Source organism: Mycobacterium sp. OAE908, assembly GCF_017872775.1.
GTDB lineage: Bacteria > Actinomycetota > Actinomycetes > Mycobacteriales > Mycobacteriaceae > Mycobacterium.
Genome location: NZ_JAGGJL010000002.1, coordinates 572,130 through 589,841, shown reverse-complemented (window position 1 = coordinate 589,841; position 17,712 = coordinate 572,130). Strand labels below are relative to the sequence as shown.

Genomic DNA, 17,712 nt, shown 5'->3' with positions numbered 1-17,712 from the left:
CGATCAGCGGAAAAGGATGGGCGCATGGACCTGGCAGGTGTCGGTGTGTGGAGCAACCAACTGCGCTACGGCGATCCGGGTGAGGCCGCCGATGCCGCTGCTGAGTTGGAGGAACTCGGCTTCACCGCATTGTGGATTCCGGACATCGGCGGACCGCTGTTCGATTCGATCGACAATCTGCTGACGTCGACCAAACGGGCGGTAGTTGCGACCGGAATCCTCAACCTGTGGATGCACGAACCATCCGACGTCGCCGAGCGATACACCTCCCTGACGAAGGCGCATGGCGAGCGTCTTCTGCTCGGCATCGGTGTCAGTCACGCGCCCTTGATCGACACGCGAGAGCCTGGCCTTTACCGCAGGCCGTTGGCCGCGACGCGGGCCTTCCTCGACGCGATCGATGCCACCGACACACCGGTACCCGTAGAGAACCGGGTACTCGCCGCGCTCGGCCCGAAGATGCTCGAGTTGTCGGCCACGCGGGCCCGTGGCGCGCATCCGTACCTGGTCACACCCGACCACACCCGTACGGCACGTGAGGTGCTCGGCGACGGGCCGTTGTTGCTTCCAGAACAGGCTGTGTTCCTCACCGACAGCCGCGACGAGGCGCGGTCCGTCGGCGCCAATTTTCTGCGTACCTACACGGGCCTGCCGAACTACGCCAACAATCTGCTGCGCTCGGGCTTCACCCAGGACGACCTCGACTCGGTCAGCGACCGTCTGCTCGACGCGATCATCGCGTGGGGTGACGAGGAGGCCGTCGCGCGCCGGGTCGAGGAGCACAAGCGGGCCGGCGCGGACCACGTGTGTGTTCAGGCCCTGACCGCTGAGCCGCTGGCGTTTCCGCGCGAGCAGTGGCGGCGCCTGGCAGCCGCGCTGGTGTGACGACTAGCCGAGCGTGAACGGGTCGCGGGTGGTCCCGGACAGTTCGACCCACACCGCCTTGGTTTCGGTGTACTCCTTGACGGCGTCAAGGCCATTCTCGCGTCCGATGCCGCTGTAACCCATGCCGCCAAACGGAACATCCGGCGCCACAACGCGATACGCGTTCACCCATACCGTGCCCGTGTGAAGCCTCGCGGCCACGCGGTGCGCCCGGTGGATGTCCTTCGTCCACACCGCACCGGCCAGCCCGAATTCCGTCGCGTTCGCCGCCTCGATCGCCTCGTCTTCGTCGGAGAACGTCATCACCGACAGCACCGGGCCGAAGATTTCCTCCCTTACCGCCCGCATCGACGGGTTGACTCCCGTCAACACGGTCGGCTTGACGAAGAACCCGCCAAGCCGCTCGGCAGGTTCACCGCCGCATGCAATGGTCGCTCCCTCGTCGCGGGCAGAAGCGAAGTGGGACAACACCTTTTCGTACTGCGGCTGATTCGATACCGGCCCCATTTCAGTGGTCGGATCCTTCGGATCACCCATCTTGATCGTCGAGGCACGGGCAACGATCTTGTCGACCAGAGCATCTACTACGCGGTCATGGACCAGAAGTCGAGATCCGGCGAGGCAGGTCTGGCCGGTCGCAGCGAACACGCCGGCAATCACCCCGTTCGCTGCGGCATCCAGATCCGCGTCGTCGAACACCACCTGTGCCGACTTGCCACCCAGTTCCAAGCTGAACCGGGTCATGTTCTCGATTGCGGCCTTGCCGACTGCTATTCCGGTGGCGGTCGATCCGGTGAAGGCGATCTTGTCGACACCAGGATGCGACGTCAGCGCAGCACCTGTCTTCGGCCCCCATCCGGTCACGACGTTGAGCACGCCGGGCGGAAAACCCGCCTCGTCGAACAGTTTCGCGAACGCCAGCGTCGATGCCGGCGTGTGGTCGCTGGGCTTGGATACGAATGTGCAGCCCGCCGCCAAACCGGGCGCCAACTTCCACGTCAACAGCAACAGTGGTGAATTCCATGGTGTGATGGCGCCGACCACTCCCACCGGTTCGTGCCGCGTGTACACCAAGTAGTTGGATTTGTTCGTTGGCACCACTTCGCCCTGGATCTTGTCGGCCAACCCGGCGAAATAGAAGTAGTAGTCGGGCAGCGCGCGCATCTGGCCGACCATCTCGCGAACCAGCTTGCCGCCGTCGCGCACTTCGAGTTCGGCGAGGTTTTCGGCCTCGCGCGCGATGATTTCGCCGAGTCTGTACAGCAGCTTGCCCCGCGCTGTCCCGGTCATCTCACCCCACGGCCCGTTCAGCGCGCGCCGGGCGGCGTGGACGGCCCGGTCGACATCGGTGGCGTCGCCGTCGGGGACGCGTGCCCATGGGCGGCCGGTGTAGGGGTCGGTGCTGTCATAGGTGGCGCCAGACGCTGCGGCAACCAGGTCGCCGCCGATCGTCATCTGAAACTCGAGTAGCTGGTCAGTCGCGGTGCCGGTCATTGTTGGCTCCTCCCCCGAGGCACGTCAGCAGCCTATGCCTGAGAGTTGAGCGCCACGCCGAATTGAGGGGCCTGGCCGCGAATATAGGTAATCGCTCCCCATGTCCATCTCCGCGCGTTGCCCGACCGTGGATGCCGACCGCCGAACCGAGCGGAACCGCAATCACAACAGGAGCAGCCATGCAGCGATTCATCATCGAACGCGAAATTCCAGGTGCCAGCGAGCTGACCGAAGCCGAGCTCGCCGAAATCTCGAAGAAGTCCAACACAACGGTGGAGTCACTCGGTGTGCCGTACCGGTGGATCAACAGCTACGTCGCGGGCGACAAGGTCTATTGCATCCACGAGGCCGACGACGAAGACGTGATCCGCGAACACGCCCGCCGCGGTGGCTTTCCCGCGAACACGGTGTCCGTCGTTGCCAGTGAATTCGGCCCTCACACCGCCGGTTCGGGAGACACGAAATGAACAATCAGGCAATCGTCACGACAACACTAGCGATCGGCTTGCTTGCCACGGCCTGTACTACTACGGCACGCGAGGAGACTCCGGCACTGGTAGCAACAGCGGCGCCCAATGCTGCGAAAACGCTTGCACCGACGGTCAATGCGGCGCCGACTCCGAATATGTTGTTGGCCGCGGTGGTTCCGGCACCGATCGTGGCGTTCTCCGCGGCACAACCGATGGCCGACAGTTCCACTCCTGTGCCCGACCACGTTGGCACATCCACCGTGGCCGCCAGCCACCCGACGTCGGCATCACTGTTCTTCTCGCCGACCACTCATGCGCGCACAGCGCAGAGGTCTTCTGATTCTCGTCCGTCGGCGTTCGTCGCACCGGTACCCGGCGCTGGGGCACCCGGATTGTTCAGTCCCACAGGAGCTTTCCTCGGCCTGATCGGTCCCGGCGGTCTGCTCATCGGCAACGGAGTTCTGCCAGGCCAGAACGGCGGCCTGCTGATCGGCAACGGGGCCGACGGCGGACCGGGCCAGGACGGCGGCCGCGGGGGCCTGTTGCTCGGAAACGGAGGCAACGGCGGGGCGGGCACTCGAGATCATCCGACTGGCGGAAACGGCGGCAGTGCAGGTCTTTTCGGCAATGGCGGCAACGGCGGATCAGGCTACGGCCCCAGCACGACGGCGGGTCCCGTTTACGGTGGCAACGGCGGAAACGGTGGCAACGGCGGCATCTTGATGGGCAATGGCGGTAACGGCGGCGAGGGTTCCGACGCATTCAGCAACGGCGGGCCCGCCACGGGTGGCAACGGGGGCGACGGCGGCAGCGGCGGCGTGCTGTCGGGTGACGGCGGTGCCGGAGGTGACGCCGGCCCTGCCTACAGTCCGGACGGCTACGCCAGTGGCGGCCAGGGCGGCAACGGCGGCGACGCCGGGGCATTGGGTGACGCGGGTGCTGGCGGCAAAGGCGGCGGCGCGGTCACCGGAACAGGCACCGCGGTTGGCGGCAGTGGCGGAAACGGCGGCACCTCCACCGGCACCGGCAACGGCGGAAACGGTGGAGATGGTGGCGGCGTTGGCAGTACAGGATCCGGCACCACCTACGGCGGCAACGGCGGAGCCGGTGGCGATGGCCTACAGGGTGGCGCTGGCGGCCGCGGCGGCGTCGGCGGCACCAACTCCGGAACAACCAGGGGCGGAAACGGCGGCACCGGCGGCGACAGCGGGCCGGGTCATGCCGGTGGGGCCGGCGGCAACGGCGGCAACACGACGACCAACTCTGGAACGACGTACGGCGGCAACGGCGGTGCGGGCGGTGACGGTGGCTTCGGCGCCGACGGCGGTGCAGGAGGTGCCGGCGGCACTGGCAATGCAGGCAACGGCAACGCCGGCAGCGATGGTGAAAGCGGAGCCGGAGCGGTCAACTAGCAGAACGCTTGGGGCGGCAGTCGACCGACTGCCGCCTCAACTGCGTGGGACGAGATACGGCGCGAGTGTCGTCAGCTTCTCGCATGTTTCCTCGAATTCGCGATCCGGTGTCGACTCCTCGATGATGCCGGCACCCGCCCGCAGCCATGTCTTGCCGTCGGCCTCATACGCCGAGCGCAACGCCAGCGCCGCGTCCATTCCACCGTCTGCCGTGAACATCACCACTGCACCGGAATACAGTCCACGGGGGCCGTCGTCCAGCCGCAGTATCGCATCGACACTCTCCGCCTTCGGGATGCCCGACGCGGTCACCGCGGGGAACAAGGCCTCCAGCGCGTCCATCCGATCTTTCGATGAATGCAGCCGGCCGCGGACCGTCGAGCCCAGATGCTGCACGCTCCCCCGCTCCCGCACCGTCATGAAATCCATCACGACCGCGGTACCCGGCTCAGCCACCTCAGCGATCTCCTTCAGCGAGCTGCGCACCGAAATAGCATGCTCGACAATCTCTTTGGAGTTCGACTCGAGATCCTCGCGGGCGGCGCGGTCGTGGTCGTCGCCACGCCCGAACGCGCGCGTGCCGGCCAGCGGTTCGGTCACCACAACCCCGTCGCAATGGACGGCCGCGACGAGTTCGGGACTGTAGCCCAGCGCCCGAAGACCGCCGAGCCGTAGCAGAAACGAGCGCGCGGGTGTGTTGTGTCGACGACCAACGCGGTAACTCGAAGGAAAGTCCAACACGAACGGCACGTCAACACGCCTCGACAGGATCACCTTCTGGTAGCGACCGCAGGCGATCTCGCCGATCGCCGTACCAACCCGCCCGCGGTAGCCACGGGCATCTTCGCGCACATCGACGGCGCTGGGCTGCGGCGCAGCCGATACTCCATCGGTCAGCAGTCGCTGCAGCGCATCGATGTAGCGGTCATCGGCACCGACCACGACCACTTCGGAGCTCGTCACCACCACCTGTGTGCGCGGCGCAAGGATTCGAGCGAGCGGCGTGCCCGGCTGTAGCTCCTGTTGCAGCCCATACCGGTAAACACCGAATTCGAATGCCACCCAACCGAACACCCGATCGACATCCAACAGGAGCCGGTCGATCACCTCGCCAAGCGCTTCGCCAGCCTGACCGCACCAGGCCCGCCGCTGCACGACACCGTCGGTCACCACCCGCAGTTCGTCGCTGTCCAACTCGACGAGGGTCCGCGCACCGCTGGCGAGAATCCACTGCCCGTCGTGCTCGTAGATCAGGTACTCCTCGCCGTCACGCTCCGGCACCGCACTCGCGAGTTCTGCCACCAGGTCGGTCGGCGTGACGCCCGCCGGGATGACGTACGAGAGTTCTTCTGGGCTCGTCTCGATCGTCACTTGGTCACCATCACCCATCCACTCGCTGTTGCTCGCTGCTTCCAGAACTGGCCGTATTGCCCACCGCGCGTGATCAATTCGGCGTGTGTGCCGCTGTCCTGCACGCGGCCGTCGGCCGACAGCACGACGATGTTGTCGGCGGCGGTGACCGTCGACAGTTTGTGCGCGATGACGATCACTGTGCTGCTGTTGGCAAGCCGTCGGATCGAGTCGGCGACGTGGTCTTCGTTCTCGGGGTCGAGCGCGCTGGTCGCCTCGTCGAACAGCACGATCGGCGCTTGTTTCAGCAATGCCCGTGCGATTGAAACCCGTTGACGTTCACCACCAGACAGTGCAGAGCCGCCCTCGCCGACCCGGGTGTGCTTCCCGTCAGGCAGGCGCTCGATCACCGGCAACAGTCCGGCGGTGCGGGCGGCGTCCTCGATGTCCGCATCACCGGCATCGGGCCGTCCGATGCGGATGTTCTCCCATAGCGTGTCGTCGAACAGGTAGACGTCCTGGAACACCAGCGACAGCTGGGCCATCAAATCGGCGGTGCTCTGGTCGCGGACGTCGACGCCGCCGACGCGGACCACTCCGCCGTGGACATCGTAGAAGCGGGCGATCAGCCTGGTGATGGTCGTCTTGCCCGAGCCCGAAGGGCCGACAAGCGCCGTCATCGTCCCTGGTTCGGCGGCCAAGGTGACATCGGTCAACACCTGGCGGCCCGGATAGCTGAACGCCACGTGGTCCAGTTCCACGCTGCCGCGCTTCGACACGGCTTGGGGCGCTGCCGGTTCCGGGAGTGCCGGTGTGTCGAGCACCGAGGTGACGCGGCGCAACTCAGTGGCCGCCATCCGCATCGCCGAGCCGTATTCGGCGAGCGCGGACAGCGGCGAGGCGAACCGTGCGGCGAGGCCGAGAATGGCAACCAGCGTGATCGGATTGATTTCGCCGCCGACCGCGATCCACGCCCCCGCCGCGATCAGCGCCGAGAAAACCGCTTGTACCGCAATGCCGTTGAGCATGAGCCCGGCCACCGATTGCCACAGCGCGCTGCGACCCACACGATGCTGGGCCTCGAACGCGTCAGCCAACGGTTCGTAACGCATGCCGGCACGGCCGAACGCCCGCAGCACCGGCTGACAGCGGGCGAATTCGATCACGCGGCTGTTGACGTGCACAGTCGCGTCATGTGTTCGGCTTTCTGAGCCCGCGATCAGACTCGACGCGAACCGCCCGCACGCCGCGAGCACCACACCGCCGATGAGCGCGACCACTCCGATGCGCCAGTCGTAGACGAACAACCCGACGACGACCGTCGCCGCGCTGGTGGTGTTCAGCACCACCGGGGTGATCAGGTTCGCCCCGCTGGTGCCGACGAAAACCGTTCCCTTGACGGCGATCTGAGATACATGACCGACGGTCTCGCGGTTGAACCAGCCAAGCGGCAAGCTCACCATGTGGTCGCCGAGCCGGTGGTGGAGCAGCCGCATCGTCGCCAGCGCCATCCGAATCGCGAGTGTGGCCTGAACATAATGGGCCACCGCCCCGACAACCACTACGGCGGCAAGCACGCCCAGCCAACGCCCGGCATCTGTATATCGTTCGTCGAACAGTGCCACCGAGATCGGCACCAGCAGGATCATCGCGGCGCCGTGCAGCAGCCCGTAGCCGGTGACCCATGCCAGATACGCGTACATGCGGCCGCGCTGCGGTCCGAGGAGGCGCAGAAAACCCCTGATCACTGGACCACCTCCCACTCCTTGGCCTGAACAGCCGTGTAGGCAGCCCACATCCGGGCGTACTGACCGCCCCGCGCCAGCAACTCGTCGTGGCGGCCCTGCTCGGCGACGCGGCCCGCGTCGAGGACGACGATGTTGTCGGCATTGACGATCGAGCCGAGCCGATGCGCGATGACCAGCACGGTGCGTCCGACGATCAGCCGTGACAGCGCGGCCTGGATCTGCGCTTCGGAGTCAGGGTCGGCGAACGCGGTTGCCTCGTCGAGCACCAGGATCGGCGTGTCGGCCAGCAGCGCGCGGGCGATGCTCACCCGCTGCGCCTCGCCACCGGAGAAGTGGGCGTCTACACCGACCACCGCGTCATACCCGTTGGGCGAAGCGATGATTCGATCGTGAATGTAGGCAGCCTTGGCTGCGTTGACGATGTCGTCGTCAGTGGCGTCGGGCCTGCCGAGCCGGATGTTGTCGGCCACGCTGATGCCGAGCAGTTGGACGTCCTGCAGCACGAAACCGACGTGGCGATACAGCACCGCCGGGTCGATCTCCCGAACGTCGGCTCCGCCGACACGCACCGCTCCGGCAGTCGCATCGTGGAACCGCGGCACCAGGGAGGCAAGGGTCGATTTACCGCTGCCAGACGGGCCGACCAACGCGGTGATAGTGGCAGGCCGCAGAGTGAGCGAAATGCCGTCTAGAACGGTCCGCTGCCCGTCGTAGGAGAAGCTCACCGCATCGAACTGGACCGAGTTGCCCTCGGGGACTTGCGGATTCCTTACCGGGGACAGCGTCGGCGTTTGCAATAGCCGTTGCAGCCTGCCCGCCGCTGCCTGCGCCTGCCTTTGGATATGGGTGGAATATCCGACGGTCAACACGGCCGCGGGGATGGTCATAGCAACCAGCGTCGAGCCGAGCATGTCTATCGGCGCTATCCAGCCGCTACGGACGAACCAGTAACCGCCTGCCAGGTTGGCCAGCAACAACAGTGGTGTCTCGATGAAGATCGACGTCGCGGCCTTGACCTTGGTGAGCGGGCCCATCCAGTTGGCGAAGCTGTCGTTGAACTCGTCGGCCGCGTCGGCAAAACGCTTGTGCGCCTTGCCCGCTTCGCCGAACATCTTGACCACCGAAACACCCGCGATGAACTCGACGATGGTGGCGCTGATCCGTTCGATTCCACGGTCCAGCCTCTCCATCTGCGAGCGCGCGTCGCGGCCCAGCCACGAATAGACCGCGAGATACACCGGGATGGGGGCGAGCGCCAACAGGCCGAGCCGCCAGTCCAGGTAGCAGCAGTACGTCAAGCCGAACAGCGGCGTAGCCAGCGCGCCGGCCTTCTCGACGGCCGAATGTGCTACCAGATAATGCAATTCGCCGACGTCATGCTGGACGGCTTTTCGGACTTCACCTGAAGATGTGGCGCTGAACCAGCCAAGGGGCAGCCGGCCCAACGTTTCGACGATGCGGCGGCGCAGCGAGCGCTGCAGGTCGACGTCGGCCAAATGCGTGATCGTCAACGCCGTCCCGCTGGCGAGCGTGCGCACCATCAGCGCAGCGATCACCACCGCGACGATCGTCCACAGTCGCGCCGTATTCACCGGCCCCTCGGCCAGCAGCGCGCGGCCGAGTTCGACGATGCCGACGAACGGTGCGACAGTCGCCGCCGACGCAATCAGCTGGATCCGCTGGGCCCTGCCGGTGGCGACGCGAACGGGAGCGAGCAACTGCTGTAACGCCAGCGCGTCGAACTTGGCGCGACCTATGGGTCCGGTGGACTTCTCGGCCCGTTCCGACTCGACCTCGAGCGTTTCTTGCACAGCCGTCATCCAGCCTCCAGCGGGCACATAGGTAAGGTTTGCCTAACCCTAGTGCGCGGCCGCCGGAATTTGGGGGCTACCCGATGTCGGCTAGCGCATTGTCTTGATCGCCAGCGGCTCGTTGCTGCCGGACACCCGGATGTCGACTGTCTTGATCTGCTTGGCGGGAATGCTCGTCGCCGCCGACAGTCCCGTCGCCTCATCTCCGGCGGGCTTCCACGAACCCACCGTCTGCTGCACGCCGTCGTGGGTCGTCACGACGATGTCGTAGCTGGCGACATTCCGCGACCAGTCCTTGGTGTACTGGCACGCCCAGTTCAGCTCTGTGCCCCACTTCTTCTCGGTGACGGCGAGCTCGGCGGTGAGCCCGCCGCGAGGGGTTGGCTGCATCGCCTGCATCGCAACTGTCTGTGTCGGGGCCGGCGAATTGGCGAACACCGTCGCCCCGACGATGCCGCCTGCGATCAACAGCGCCGCCGCCGATGCCGCCGCTCCCGCCAGCCACCTGCGACGTGAGCGCTGTTGCCGCTTGGCCGCCGCGTGGGCGAGCGATGCGATGTCGTCGGGCCGCTGCTCCGCGGGCGGCGCACCGGCAAGGTCGGTCAGCGCGACCGCCTCGTCACGACTCAACGCGTTGAGAATGCCTGGCATCCCTGCGAGTTCGGTGAGTTCGGCTGCCCGCGCCGGGTTGGCCGCAAGGTAGCTCTCATACGTTCGTCGTTCTTCGAGGCTGAGCGCGCCGAGGACATACGCGGCATCCCATTCGGCAAGGTCGTCATCGTTCATCGGACAACCCCCCTTTCCTGCAACGCAATTCGCAACGCACGAAGCGCGTAGTGAAGCCGGGACTTGACGGTTCCCTCCGGAATACCCTCTTGCTGGGCGATATCGGCCACTGTTTGGCCGAGATAGTAGGCGCGCACGATCGCGGTGCGATGGTCCGGCGACAGCGACGTCAGCGCGTCGGACAGGATCCACTTGTCGAAAGCCGGCCCGATCACATCGGGCGACGCCCGCTCAGGGAGGTATTCGCTTTGCAGTTCGCGGGTGTATCGCGCGCTGCGCCGGTCGTCGATCACCAGATTGCGCGCGACGGTGAACAGCCACGCGCGCACGTTGTCGGTGGGCTGCTCGAGCACCTCCGGCTTGCGCCAGAGCCGCAGCAACGACTCCTGCACCACGTCTTCGGCGAACGGCATGTCACCCCTCGTCAGTCTCAAGACGTAACGCAACAGCGTGTGGCCATGCTCGTCGTGCACAGCCCGCAGCAGCGCCGCCTGCTCGGAATCGTCAGCCATGCTTCATGCCCCGCGCATCCCTTGCTTTCTGTCGGCCTTCGCTGAGCACAACGATGCAACGTAGGTGAATCGTTCAAAGCGGTTTTCGCGGATTGCCGATCAGGCCAGCAGCGCCCGAACCACCGCGTCGGCCAGCAGCCGCCCGCGGTCGGTGAGCACCAGCCGATCGGCGCGCAGCACTACGAGGCCGTCGGCAATCGCCGTTTCGGCGCGGGCGCGTTCGGCTTCGTCCAACACGGCTGTGGGCAGACCGTCACGCAGCCGCAGCCGCAGCATCACGTCCTCGACGTGGCCGGTGGCGTCATCGAGCTGCTCGAAATCGGCCACCGGCAACAGGCCGTGGGCCAACGACTGCGCATAAGCGTTGGGGTGCTTGACATTCCACCACCGCGTGGCGTCCACATACCCATGCGCCCCTGGCCCAGCGCCCCACCATTCGCCGCCGTTCCAGTAGCCGATGTTGTGCCGGCATTCACCGCCGGGCCTGCTCCAGTTGGAGACCTCGTACCAGTCGAACCCCGCCTCCGACAGCCGACCGTCAAGCAACTCGTAGCGCTGGGCGAGCACATCGTTGTCGGGCGCTGCGATCTCGCCGCGCCGCACCCGACGGGCCAACGCCGTCCCGTCCTCGACCACCAGCGCGTAGCCGGATACGTGGTCGACGCCCGCCTCGATCACCGCGTCTGCAGAACGGCACAGGTCGTCGTCGGACTCCCCCGGTGTGCCGTAGATGAGGTCGAGGTTGACGTGGGCGAAGCCGGCGTCACGGGCCTCGCGCACCGCATCCAGTGCCCGGCCCGGCGAATGCACGCGGTCAAGCACTGCCAGCACGTGCGGGACGACGGACTGCATGCCCAGCGACACCCGGGTGTACCCCGCCGTCCGCAATTGCTCGAAAAACGCAGGCGACGTGGACTCCGGATTCGCCTCGGTGGTCACCTCGGCGTTCGGAGCCAGGCTGAAGTGTGCGCGAATCGCCTCGAGCACCGAAGCCAGCCCGTCGCCGCCGAGCATCGAGGGGGTGCCGCCCCCGACGAACACCGTGTCGACGGGCGGCGGCCCCAACCGCGTCGCCGCCAGAGTGAGCTCACCACGCAGGGCTTCCAGCCAGCCGGCGGGGTTCGCGCCACCCAGTTCTGTGGGCGTGTAGGTGTTGAAGTCGCAGTAGCCGCAGCGCGTCGCGCAGAACGGCACGTGGATATAGATGCCGAACGGCCGACCTGGCGTGGTGGCCAGATCGGGCAGCTCACTAGGAGCCGTTCGGACTGTCATGCAGACCAGTCTCCCAGAGCCGACTTTTACTCACCTTGCGCGCAAATCTGTCCCGGTTAGGGCCGGTGTGGGTATTCGTGGCACAATTGGCGACGTGACTGCCGTCCGATTCCCCCAGCGTGTATCCCTGGTGGCGCGGCTGCATGTCGACCTCAAGCGCGTTTGTACCTGTTGTTGTCTGCCTTGACGCGCTAGATCTCAGGACCCAGCCCACCCCGTACTTCAGCTGGCCGCCGGATCTGCGCCGCCGGACAGCCCACCGGTGAAACGCGCGATCCGGCTCCAATAAGGAGCCCACACCAACATGACCACCGCGGAATCAAAGCCCGTGAAGCGCCCGCGTGGCGAGGGCCAGTGGGCCCTCGGCTACCGCACCCCGCTCAACCCCAATGAACAGTTCAAACGTGACGACGACGCGCTGAACGTGCGCGCGCGCATCCTCGACATCTACTCCAAGCAGGGCTTCGACAGCATCGACAAGCAGGATCTGCGTGGCCGCATGCGCTGGATGGGCCTGTACACCCAGCGTGAACAGGGCTACGACGGCACCTGGACCGGCGACGAGAACGCCGACATCCTCGAGGCCAAGTACTTCATGATGCGGGTGCGCTGCGACGGCGGCGCGCTGACGAACGCCGCACTGCGCACGATCGGCGAAATCTCCACCGAGTTCGCCCGCGACACCGCCGACATCAGCGACCGCGAGAACGTTCAGTACCACTGGATCCGCATCGAGGACGTGCCGCAGATCTGGGAGCGGCTCGCCGCGGTCGGCCTGCAGACCACCGAGGCCTGCGGCGACTGCCCGCGTGTGGTGCTCGGCTCGCCGCTGGCCGGCGAATCGCTCGACGAGGTGCTGGACCCGACCTGGGCCGTCGACGAGATCGTGCGCCGCTTCGTCGGCAATCCGTCGTTCTCCAACCTCCCGCGCAAGTACAAGACCGCGGTGTCTGGCCTGCAGGACGTCGCCCACGAGGTCAACGACATCGCGTTCATCGGCGTCAACCACCCCGAGCACGGCCCGGGCCTCGACGTGTGGGTCGGCGGCGGCCTCTCGACGAACCCGATGCTGGCGCAGCGCCTTGGCGTGTGGGTACCACTGGACGAGGTGCCGGAAGTGTGGGAGGCCGTGACGTCGGTGTTCCGCGACTACGGATATCGCCGGTTGCGCAGCAAGGCGCGGCTGAAGTTCCTGATCAAAGACTGGGGCGTCGAAAAGTTTCGCCAGGTCGTCGAGGACGAGTACCTCGGCCGCAAGCTGATCGACGGTCCGGCACCCGAACCGCTGAAGCATCCGATCGACCATGTCGGCGTGCAGAGGCAGAAGAACGGGCTCAACGCCGTCGGCGTCGCCCCGATCGCGGGTCGGGTCACCGGCACCATCCTGACCAAGGTCGCCGACCTCGCCGCAGCCGCTGGCTCCGACCGGATCAGGCTGACGCCGTACCAGAAGCTGGTCATCCTCGACGTTCCCGACGACAAGCTCGACGCGCTGGTCGCCGGCCTGGACGCGCTTGGCTTGCCGTCGCGGCCGTCGTCGTGGCGCAAGAACTTGATGGCCTGCACCGGCATCGAGTACTGCAAGCTGTCGTTCGCCGAGACCCGCAACCGGGCTCAGGTGCTGGTGCCCGAGCTGGAGAAGCGGCTCGAGGACATCAACGCCCAACTCGACGTGCCGATCACCGTCAACATCAACGGCTGCCCGAACTCGTGCGCGCGGATCCAGGTCGCCGATATCGGGTTCAAGGGTCAAATGATCGACGACGGCGACGGGCCGGTCGAGGGTTTCCAGGTGCATCTGGGTGGCAGCCTCGGCCTGGACAGCGGTTTCGGCCGCAAGTTGCGCCAGCACAAGGTGCTGTCCACCGAGCTGGGTGACTACATCGACAGAGTGGTGCGCAACTTCGTGAAACAACGCGAGCAGGGTGAGCGTTTCGCTACGTGGGCAGTACGAGCAGACGAGGCGGATTTGCGATGACAGAAGTGACGAACGACACCGACTTGCAGGCCCTGGCCGAGCGGGGCGCCGCGGAGTTGGACGGCGCGAGCGCGCTTGACCTGTTGCGGTGGACCGACGAGAACTTCGGCGGCAACTACATCGTCGCGTCCAACATGCAGGACGCGGTGCTCGTCGATCTGGCTGCCAAGGTCCGCCCGGGAGTGGACGTGCTGTTCCTCGACACCGGTTACCACTTCGTCGAGACCATCGGCACGCGCGACGCGGTCGAGGCGGTTTACGACATCAACGTGGTCAACGTCACCCCGGAGAACACCGTCGAAAAGCAGGACGAGTTGTTCGGCAAGGATCTGTTCGCCCGTGAGCCCAACGAATGCTGCCGGATGCGCAAGGTCGAGCCACTGAGCAAGGCGCTCCGCGGCTACTCCGCGTGGGTGACGGGAATCCGTCGCGTCGAGGCGCCGACTCGTGCCAACGCACCGCTGATCAGCTGGGACAAGGCTTTTGGGTTGGTGAAGATCAACCCGCTAGCGGCGTGGACCGACGAAGACATGCAGGCCTATATCGACGACAACGATGTGCTGGTCAATCCCCTTGTGTTCGAAGGCTATCCGTCGATCGGCTGCGCGCCGTGCACGGCGAAGCCCGTCGAGGGTGCTGATCCGCGCAGTGGCCGGTGGGCGGGCCTGTCGAAGACGGAATGCGGTCTGCACGCATCGTGACAGCTCTGATCCTCACTGCGCACGGGTCTGCTGATCCGCGCTCGGCGGCATCGGCGCATGAGGTCGCGAACACCATCCGCAGAATGCGACGAGATGTCGACGTGCGGGTGGCGTTCTGCGAGCAGAACTTTCCGAACCTACGCGACGTGTTGGTCGCGACGGGACGCAACGCCGTGGTGGTGCCACTGCTGCTCGCCGATGCGTATCACGCGCGCGTCGATATCCCGGCGCTGATCGCAGACTCCGGGGTCGACGCGCGGCAGGCCGACGTACTCGGCGAGGACGACCGGCTCATCGCGGTACTTCGGCAACGGATGACGCACGCGGGAGTTTCGCATCTGGACCCCGACGTGGGCGTTCTCGTTACCGCCGTCGGTTCCTCACGCCCGCAAGCCAATTCGCGCACCAGCATGGTGGCCGACTATCTCGTCCAACACACGAACTGGATCGCCACCACCGCCTTCGCCACCGGCCCGCACCCGACAGTGGCTGAGGCGGCCGACACCTTGCGTGAGCGTGGGGCCTCACGTCTGGTCATCGCGCCCTGGTTCCTTGCACCTGGCCGGATAACCGATCGCGTTGCCGAATATGCTCGGGCACAAGGGATTCCGATGGCGGCCCCGCTTGGGCCCCATCGGCTGGTCGCCGACACGGTACTGGATCGCTTCGATCAAGCACTGGCCGCTCAGGTGGCGGCCTAGTTCATCGGCCTCTGCTCGGCTGCGGGGCGGCCGACGATGACGAGGACGGCACAGTGGACGGGCGTTCGATGATGGTTGACGCCGGGCCGCCAACTCGGTACCGCGCTCCGCGGTGTTCGTCAGGTAGCCGGTCGCCGTTGCCCAACAGCTTGTTGCGCAGAGTTCCCGGCGCATAGCCGGACTGGTAGGCGCCGCGGGCTGTCAGCACCGGCACGACGTAGTCAACGAAATCGCTGAACGATCCAGGCGTGACGGCGTAGGCGAGGTTGAACCCGTCGACGTCGGTTTCCTCTACCCACTCCTGGAGGGTGTCGGCTACGCGAACCCCCGAACCGACGATGCGCGGACCCATTCCGCCGATCTCGCCCCACTCCGCGATGTCGCGCACGGCCCATTCTCGACCGTCGGGATCCGCGGACTGAAACGCGGCGACGGCCGACAGGATCGCATTGGAATCGACATTGCCGATCGGCTCCTCGAGCCCGTAGCGCGCGAGGTCGACACCCATCCACCCGGACATGAACACCAGCGCACCCTCTGGATCGCCGTATGACAAGTACTCGGCGTGCTTGGCGTGTGCCTCCTCGTCGGTCTCAGCGGTCACCACGGTGGTCAGGTTGAAGATCTTCGCCGCGTACGGGTCCCGGCCCGCCAGCTCCAGCTCGCGACGAATCGTCGAGACCACCTCGCGCAGAATCGCTTTCGTCGGAGCCGCAGTGAAGATCGCCTCGGCGTTCTCGGCAGCGAACCGCACTCCGCGCGGCGAAGAGCCGGCCTGGTAAATAACCGGTGTGCGCTGCGGGGAGGGCTCGGCGAGATGCACGCCGGGCACGCTGAAATGCGTTCCCTCATGCCCGATGTGGTGCACCTTCGCCGGGTCGGTGAACACGCCGCGTTTCCGGTCGCGGATCACGGCGTCGTCCTCCCATGACCCTTCCCACAGCTTGTAGAGCACCTCGAGATACTCGTCGGCGTGGTCATACCGGGCGTCGTGCGCAGGCTGGTCGGTCTGCCCCATGTTGCGTGCGGCGGCGGGCAGGTATCCGGTGACGACGTTCCAGCCGATGCGGCCATTGGTGAGGTGATCGAGTGTGGACATGCGGCGGCCGAATGGGTACGGGTGCTCGAAACCGGTACCGGTAGTGATGCCGAACCCCAGGTTCTCGGTCACCAACGCCATCGCTGACACCAGCAGCAGCGGGTCGTTAACCGGAATCTGCGCGGCATGTCGAATCGCCGCTTCGTCGCTGGCGCCGTACACATCGTAGGTGCCAAGAACGTCGGCGATGAAGAGGCCGTCGAACCGACCACGCTCGAGCAGTTTCGCCAGTTCGGTCCAGTAACCGAGGTCTTTGTAGCGCCAGGACTGGTCGTCGGGATGCCGCCACAGGCCTGGCGATTGGTGCGCGACGCAGTTCATGTCGAACGCGTTGAATCGGATGACGCGGCTCACTCGATGGAATGCTGCCGAACTCCGGTCCCGAGGTCACCGATTGCATTCAAAGCGATTGTATTTCTGAAACATCAGGCCTTCGTCAGCGACTCATCCTTGTCGGCATTATCGGACCGGGTGGTCTCGGTAGCGCCCGGCAACGGCGGAATACGCGTGGCGCGCACATACACTGTGTCGCCCTCCTTCAACCCCAGCGCCTCGGCGTCGCCGCGGGTGATCTGCGCGGTGAACGGCGTGTGGTCGGCCGCGCTGGTCAGTTCGACGCGAACCTCGAAGCCCAGTACCACAATTCGATCGATGACCGCACGCACCACACCCGTTGCCTGAACGGAATCGTCACTCGTCGCGATCGCCATTTCCGGGTTGCGGCCAACCCGGATGTCGTGGGGGCGAACCAGTGACCCGTTGAGCGACGACACCGCCCCGAGGAACGACATCACGAATGCGTTGGCGGGCGCGTCGTAAACCTCCGTCGGCGAACCGACCTGCTCGATGCGGCCCTTGTTGAGCACCGCGATCCGGTCAGCCACGTCAAGCGCTTCGGCCTGGTCGTGCGTGACCAACACCGTCGTGACGTTCACCTCGTCGTGCAATCGTCGCAGCCACGCCCGCAAGTCCTCACGGACCTTGGCGTCCAGTGCACCGAACGGCTCGTCAAGTAGCAGCACTTCGGGATCGACCGCGAGCGCGCGGGCCAGCGCCATGCGCTGCCGCTGACCACCCGACAGCTGATTCGGGTACCGGGTCTGAAAACCCGCCAGGCCCACCACTTCCAGCAGGTTGTCGACCTTCTCCTTGATCTCCGCCTTGGGTTTTTTGCGGATCTTGAGGCCGAACGCGACGTTGTCGCGCACGGTCAGATGCTTGAACGCCGCATAGTGCTGAAACACGAAGCCGATGCCGCGGCGCTGCGGTGGGATGTGCGTGACGTCGCGGCCGTTGATGGTCACGGAACCGGTGTCAGGCAGGTCGAGTCCGGCGATGGCTCGCAACAACGTCGACTTACCAGAACCGCTGGGGCCCAACAACGCGGTCAGCGAGCCCGACGGCACCTCGAAGTCGACGTTGTCCAGTGCCGCGAAGTCGCCGTAGCGCTTGTTCGCACCTCGCACGACGATTGCGTCGGTCATTACTTTCGT

15 protein-coding genes are annotated in these 17,712 nt (G+C 65.9%); 6 read left to right on the top strand and 9 right to left on the bottom strand.

The features are described from left to right. The first annotated feature begins 24 nt into the window (after positions 1-24). The gene (locus J3E61_RS28025; protein WP_210086095.1) at positions 25-885 is read left to right on the top strand and encodes an LLM class F420-dependent oxidoreductase; all 861 of its coding nucleotides are present in this window, start codon (positions 25-27) and stop codon (positions 883-885) included. A 3-nt stretch (positions 886-888) separates the two neighbouring features. On the opposite strand, the gene J3E61_RS28020 is transcribed toward J3E61_RS28025, so the two are convergent. After that, a complete protein-coding gene (locus J3E61_RS28020) occupies positions 889-2,379 on the bottom strand; it encodes an aldehyde dehydrogenase (RefSeq protein ID WP_210086094.1) in 1,491 nt (496 codons plus the stop codon). A 179-nt stretch (positions 2,380-2,558) separates the two neighbouring features. On the opposite strand from J3E61_RS28020, the gene J3E61_RS28015 reads away from it, so the two are divergent. Then, a complete protein-coding gene (locus J3E61_RS28015; RefSeq protein ID WP_210086093.1) occupies positions 2,559-2,846 on the top strand; it encodes a DUF4242 domain-containing protein in 288 nt (95 codons plus the stop codon). After that, positions 2,843-4,261, top strand: a complete 1,419-nt coding sequence (locus J3E61_RS28010; protein ID WP_210086092.1) for a hypothetical protein — start codon at positions 2,843-2,845, stop codon at positions 4,259-4,261. The genes J3E61_RS28015 and J3E61_RS28010 overlap by 4 nt, the downstream gene beginning before the upstream one ends. 36 nt (positions 4,262-4,297) lie before the next feature. Here the strand turns inward: J3E61_RS28010 and J3E61_RS28005 are convergent, their stop codons facing one another. The 6 genes from J3E61_RS28005 to J3E61_RS27980 all read right to left on the bottom strand — a co-directional run bounded on the left by J3E61_RS28005 (position 4,298) and on the right by J3E61_RS27980 (position 11,740). Continuing rightward, the gene (locus tag J3E61_RS28005) at positions 4,298-5,650 is read right to left on the bottom strand and encodes a salicylate synthase (protein WP_210086091.1); all 1,353 of its coding nucleotides are present in this window, start codon (positions 5,648-5,650) and stop codon (positions 4,298-4,300) included. Continuing rightward, positions 5,629-7,359, bottom strand: coding sequence for an ABC transporter ATP-binding protein (locus tag J3E61_RS28000; RefSeq protein ID WP_210086090.1), 1,731 nt, complete (start codon positions 7,357-7,359; stop codon positions 5,629-5,631). Before J3E61_RS28000 ends, J3E61_RS28005 begins: the two co-directional genes overlap by 22 nt. After that, positions 7,356-9,179 (bottom strand): ABC transporter ATP-binding protein, encoded by a 1,824-nt coding sequence (locus tag J3E61_RS27995; protein WP_210086089.1) that lies wholly within the window; start codon positions 9,177-9,179, stop codon positions 7,356-7,358. The genes J3E61_RS28000 and J3E61_RS27995 overlap by 4 nt, the downstream gene beginning before the upstream one ends. Before the next feature lie 81 nt (positions 9,180-9,260). Then, entirely contained in the window at positions 9,261-9,956 is a 696-nt protein-coding gene (locus tag J3E61_RS27990) for a hypothetical protein (protein WP_192723305.1), read from the bottom strand. Further along, the gene (locus J3E61_RS27985; RefSeq protein ID WP_192723306.1) at positions 9,953-10,468 is read right to left on the bottom strand and encodes a sigma-70 family RNA polymerase sigma factor; all 516 of its coding nucleotides are present in this window, start codon (positions 10,466-10,468) and stop codon (positions 9,953-9,955) included. The genes J3E61_RS27990 and J3E61_RS27985 overlap by 4 nt, the downstream gene beginning before the upstream one ends. Before the next feature lie 99 nt (positions 10,469-10,567). Continuing rightward, the gene (locus J3E61_RS27980; protein ID WP_210086088.1) at positions 10,568-11,740 is read right to left on the bottom strand and encodes a coproporphyrinogen III oxidase; all 1,173 of its coding nucleotides are present in this window, start codon (positions 11,738-11,740) and stop codon (positions 10,568-10,570) included. 304 nt (positions 11,741-12,044) lie between these two features. Here J3E61_RS27980 and J3E61_RS27975 point away from each other — a divergent pair, with 304 nt between their 5' ends. From J3E61_RS27975 to J3E61_RS27965, 3 genes are read left to right on the top strand one after another with little or no spacing between them, the layout of a single operon-like run. Next, positions 12,045-13,718, top strand: a complete 1,674-nt coding sequence (locus J3E61_RS27975; RefSeq protein ID WP_210086087.1) for a nitrite/sulfite reductase — start codon at positions 12,045-12,047, stop codon at positions 13,716-13,718. Further along, positions 13,715-14,419, top strand: a complete 705-nt coding sequence (locus tag J3E61_RS27970; RefSeq protein WP_210086086.1) for a phosphoadenylyl-sulfate reductase — start codon at positions 13,715-13,717, stop codon at positions 14,417-14,419. The genes J3E61_RS27975 and J3E61_RS27970 overlap by 4 nt, the downstream gene beginning before the upstream one ends. After that, positions 14,398-15,120 carry a sirohydrochlorin chelatase gene (locus tag J3E61_RS27965; protein WP_210086085.1) on the top strand — a complete coding sequence of 241 codons (723 nt, stop codon included), beginning with the start codon at positions 14,398-14,400 and terminating at the stop codon, positions 15,118-15,120. Before J3E61_RS27970 ends, J3E61_RS27965 begins: the two co-directional genes overlap by 22 nt. Before the next feature lies 1 nt (position 15,121). Here J3E61_RS27965 and J3E61_RS27960 read toward each other — a convergent pair whose 3' ends face one another. Together J3E61_RS27960 and J3E61_RS27955 are read right to left on the bottom strand one after the other, a co-directional pair. Beyond that, positions 15,122-16,573 (bottom strand): LLM class flavin-dependent oxidoreductase, encoded by a 1,452-nt coding sequence (locus tag J3E61_RS27960; protein ID WP_210086084.1) that lies wholly within the window; start codon positions 16,571-16,573, stop codon positions 15,122-15,124. 71 nt (positions 16,574-16,644) lie between these two features. Continuing rightward, positions 16,645-17,703: a TOBE-like domain-containing protein gene (locus tag J3E61_RS27955; protein ID WP_210086083.1), complete on the bottom strand. Its 1,059-nt coding sequence runs from the start codon at positions 17,701-17,703 to the stop codon at positions 16,645-16,647. Positions 17,704-17,712 lie beyond the last annotated feature (9 nt).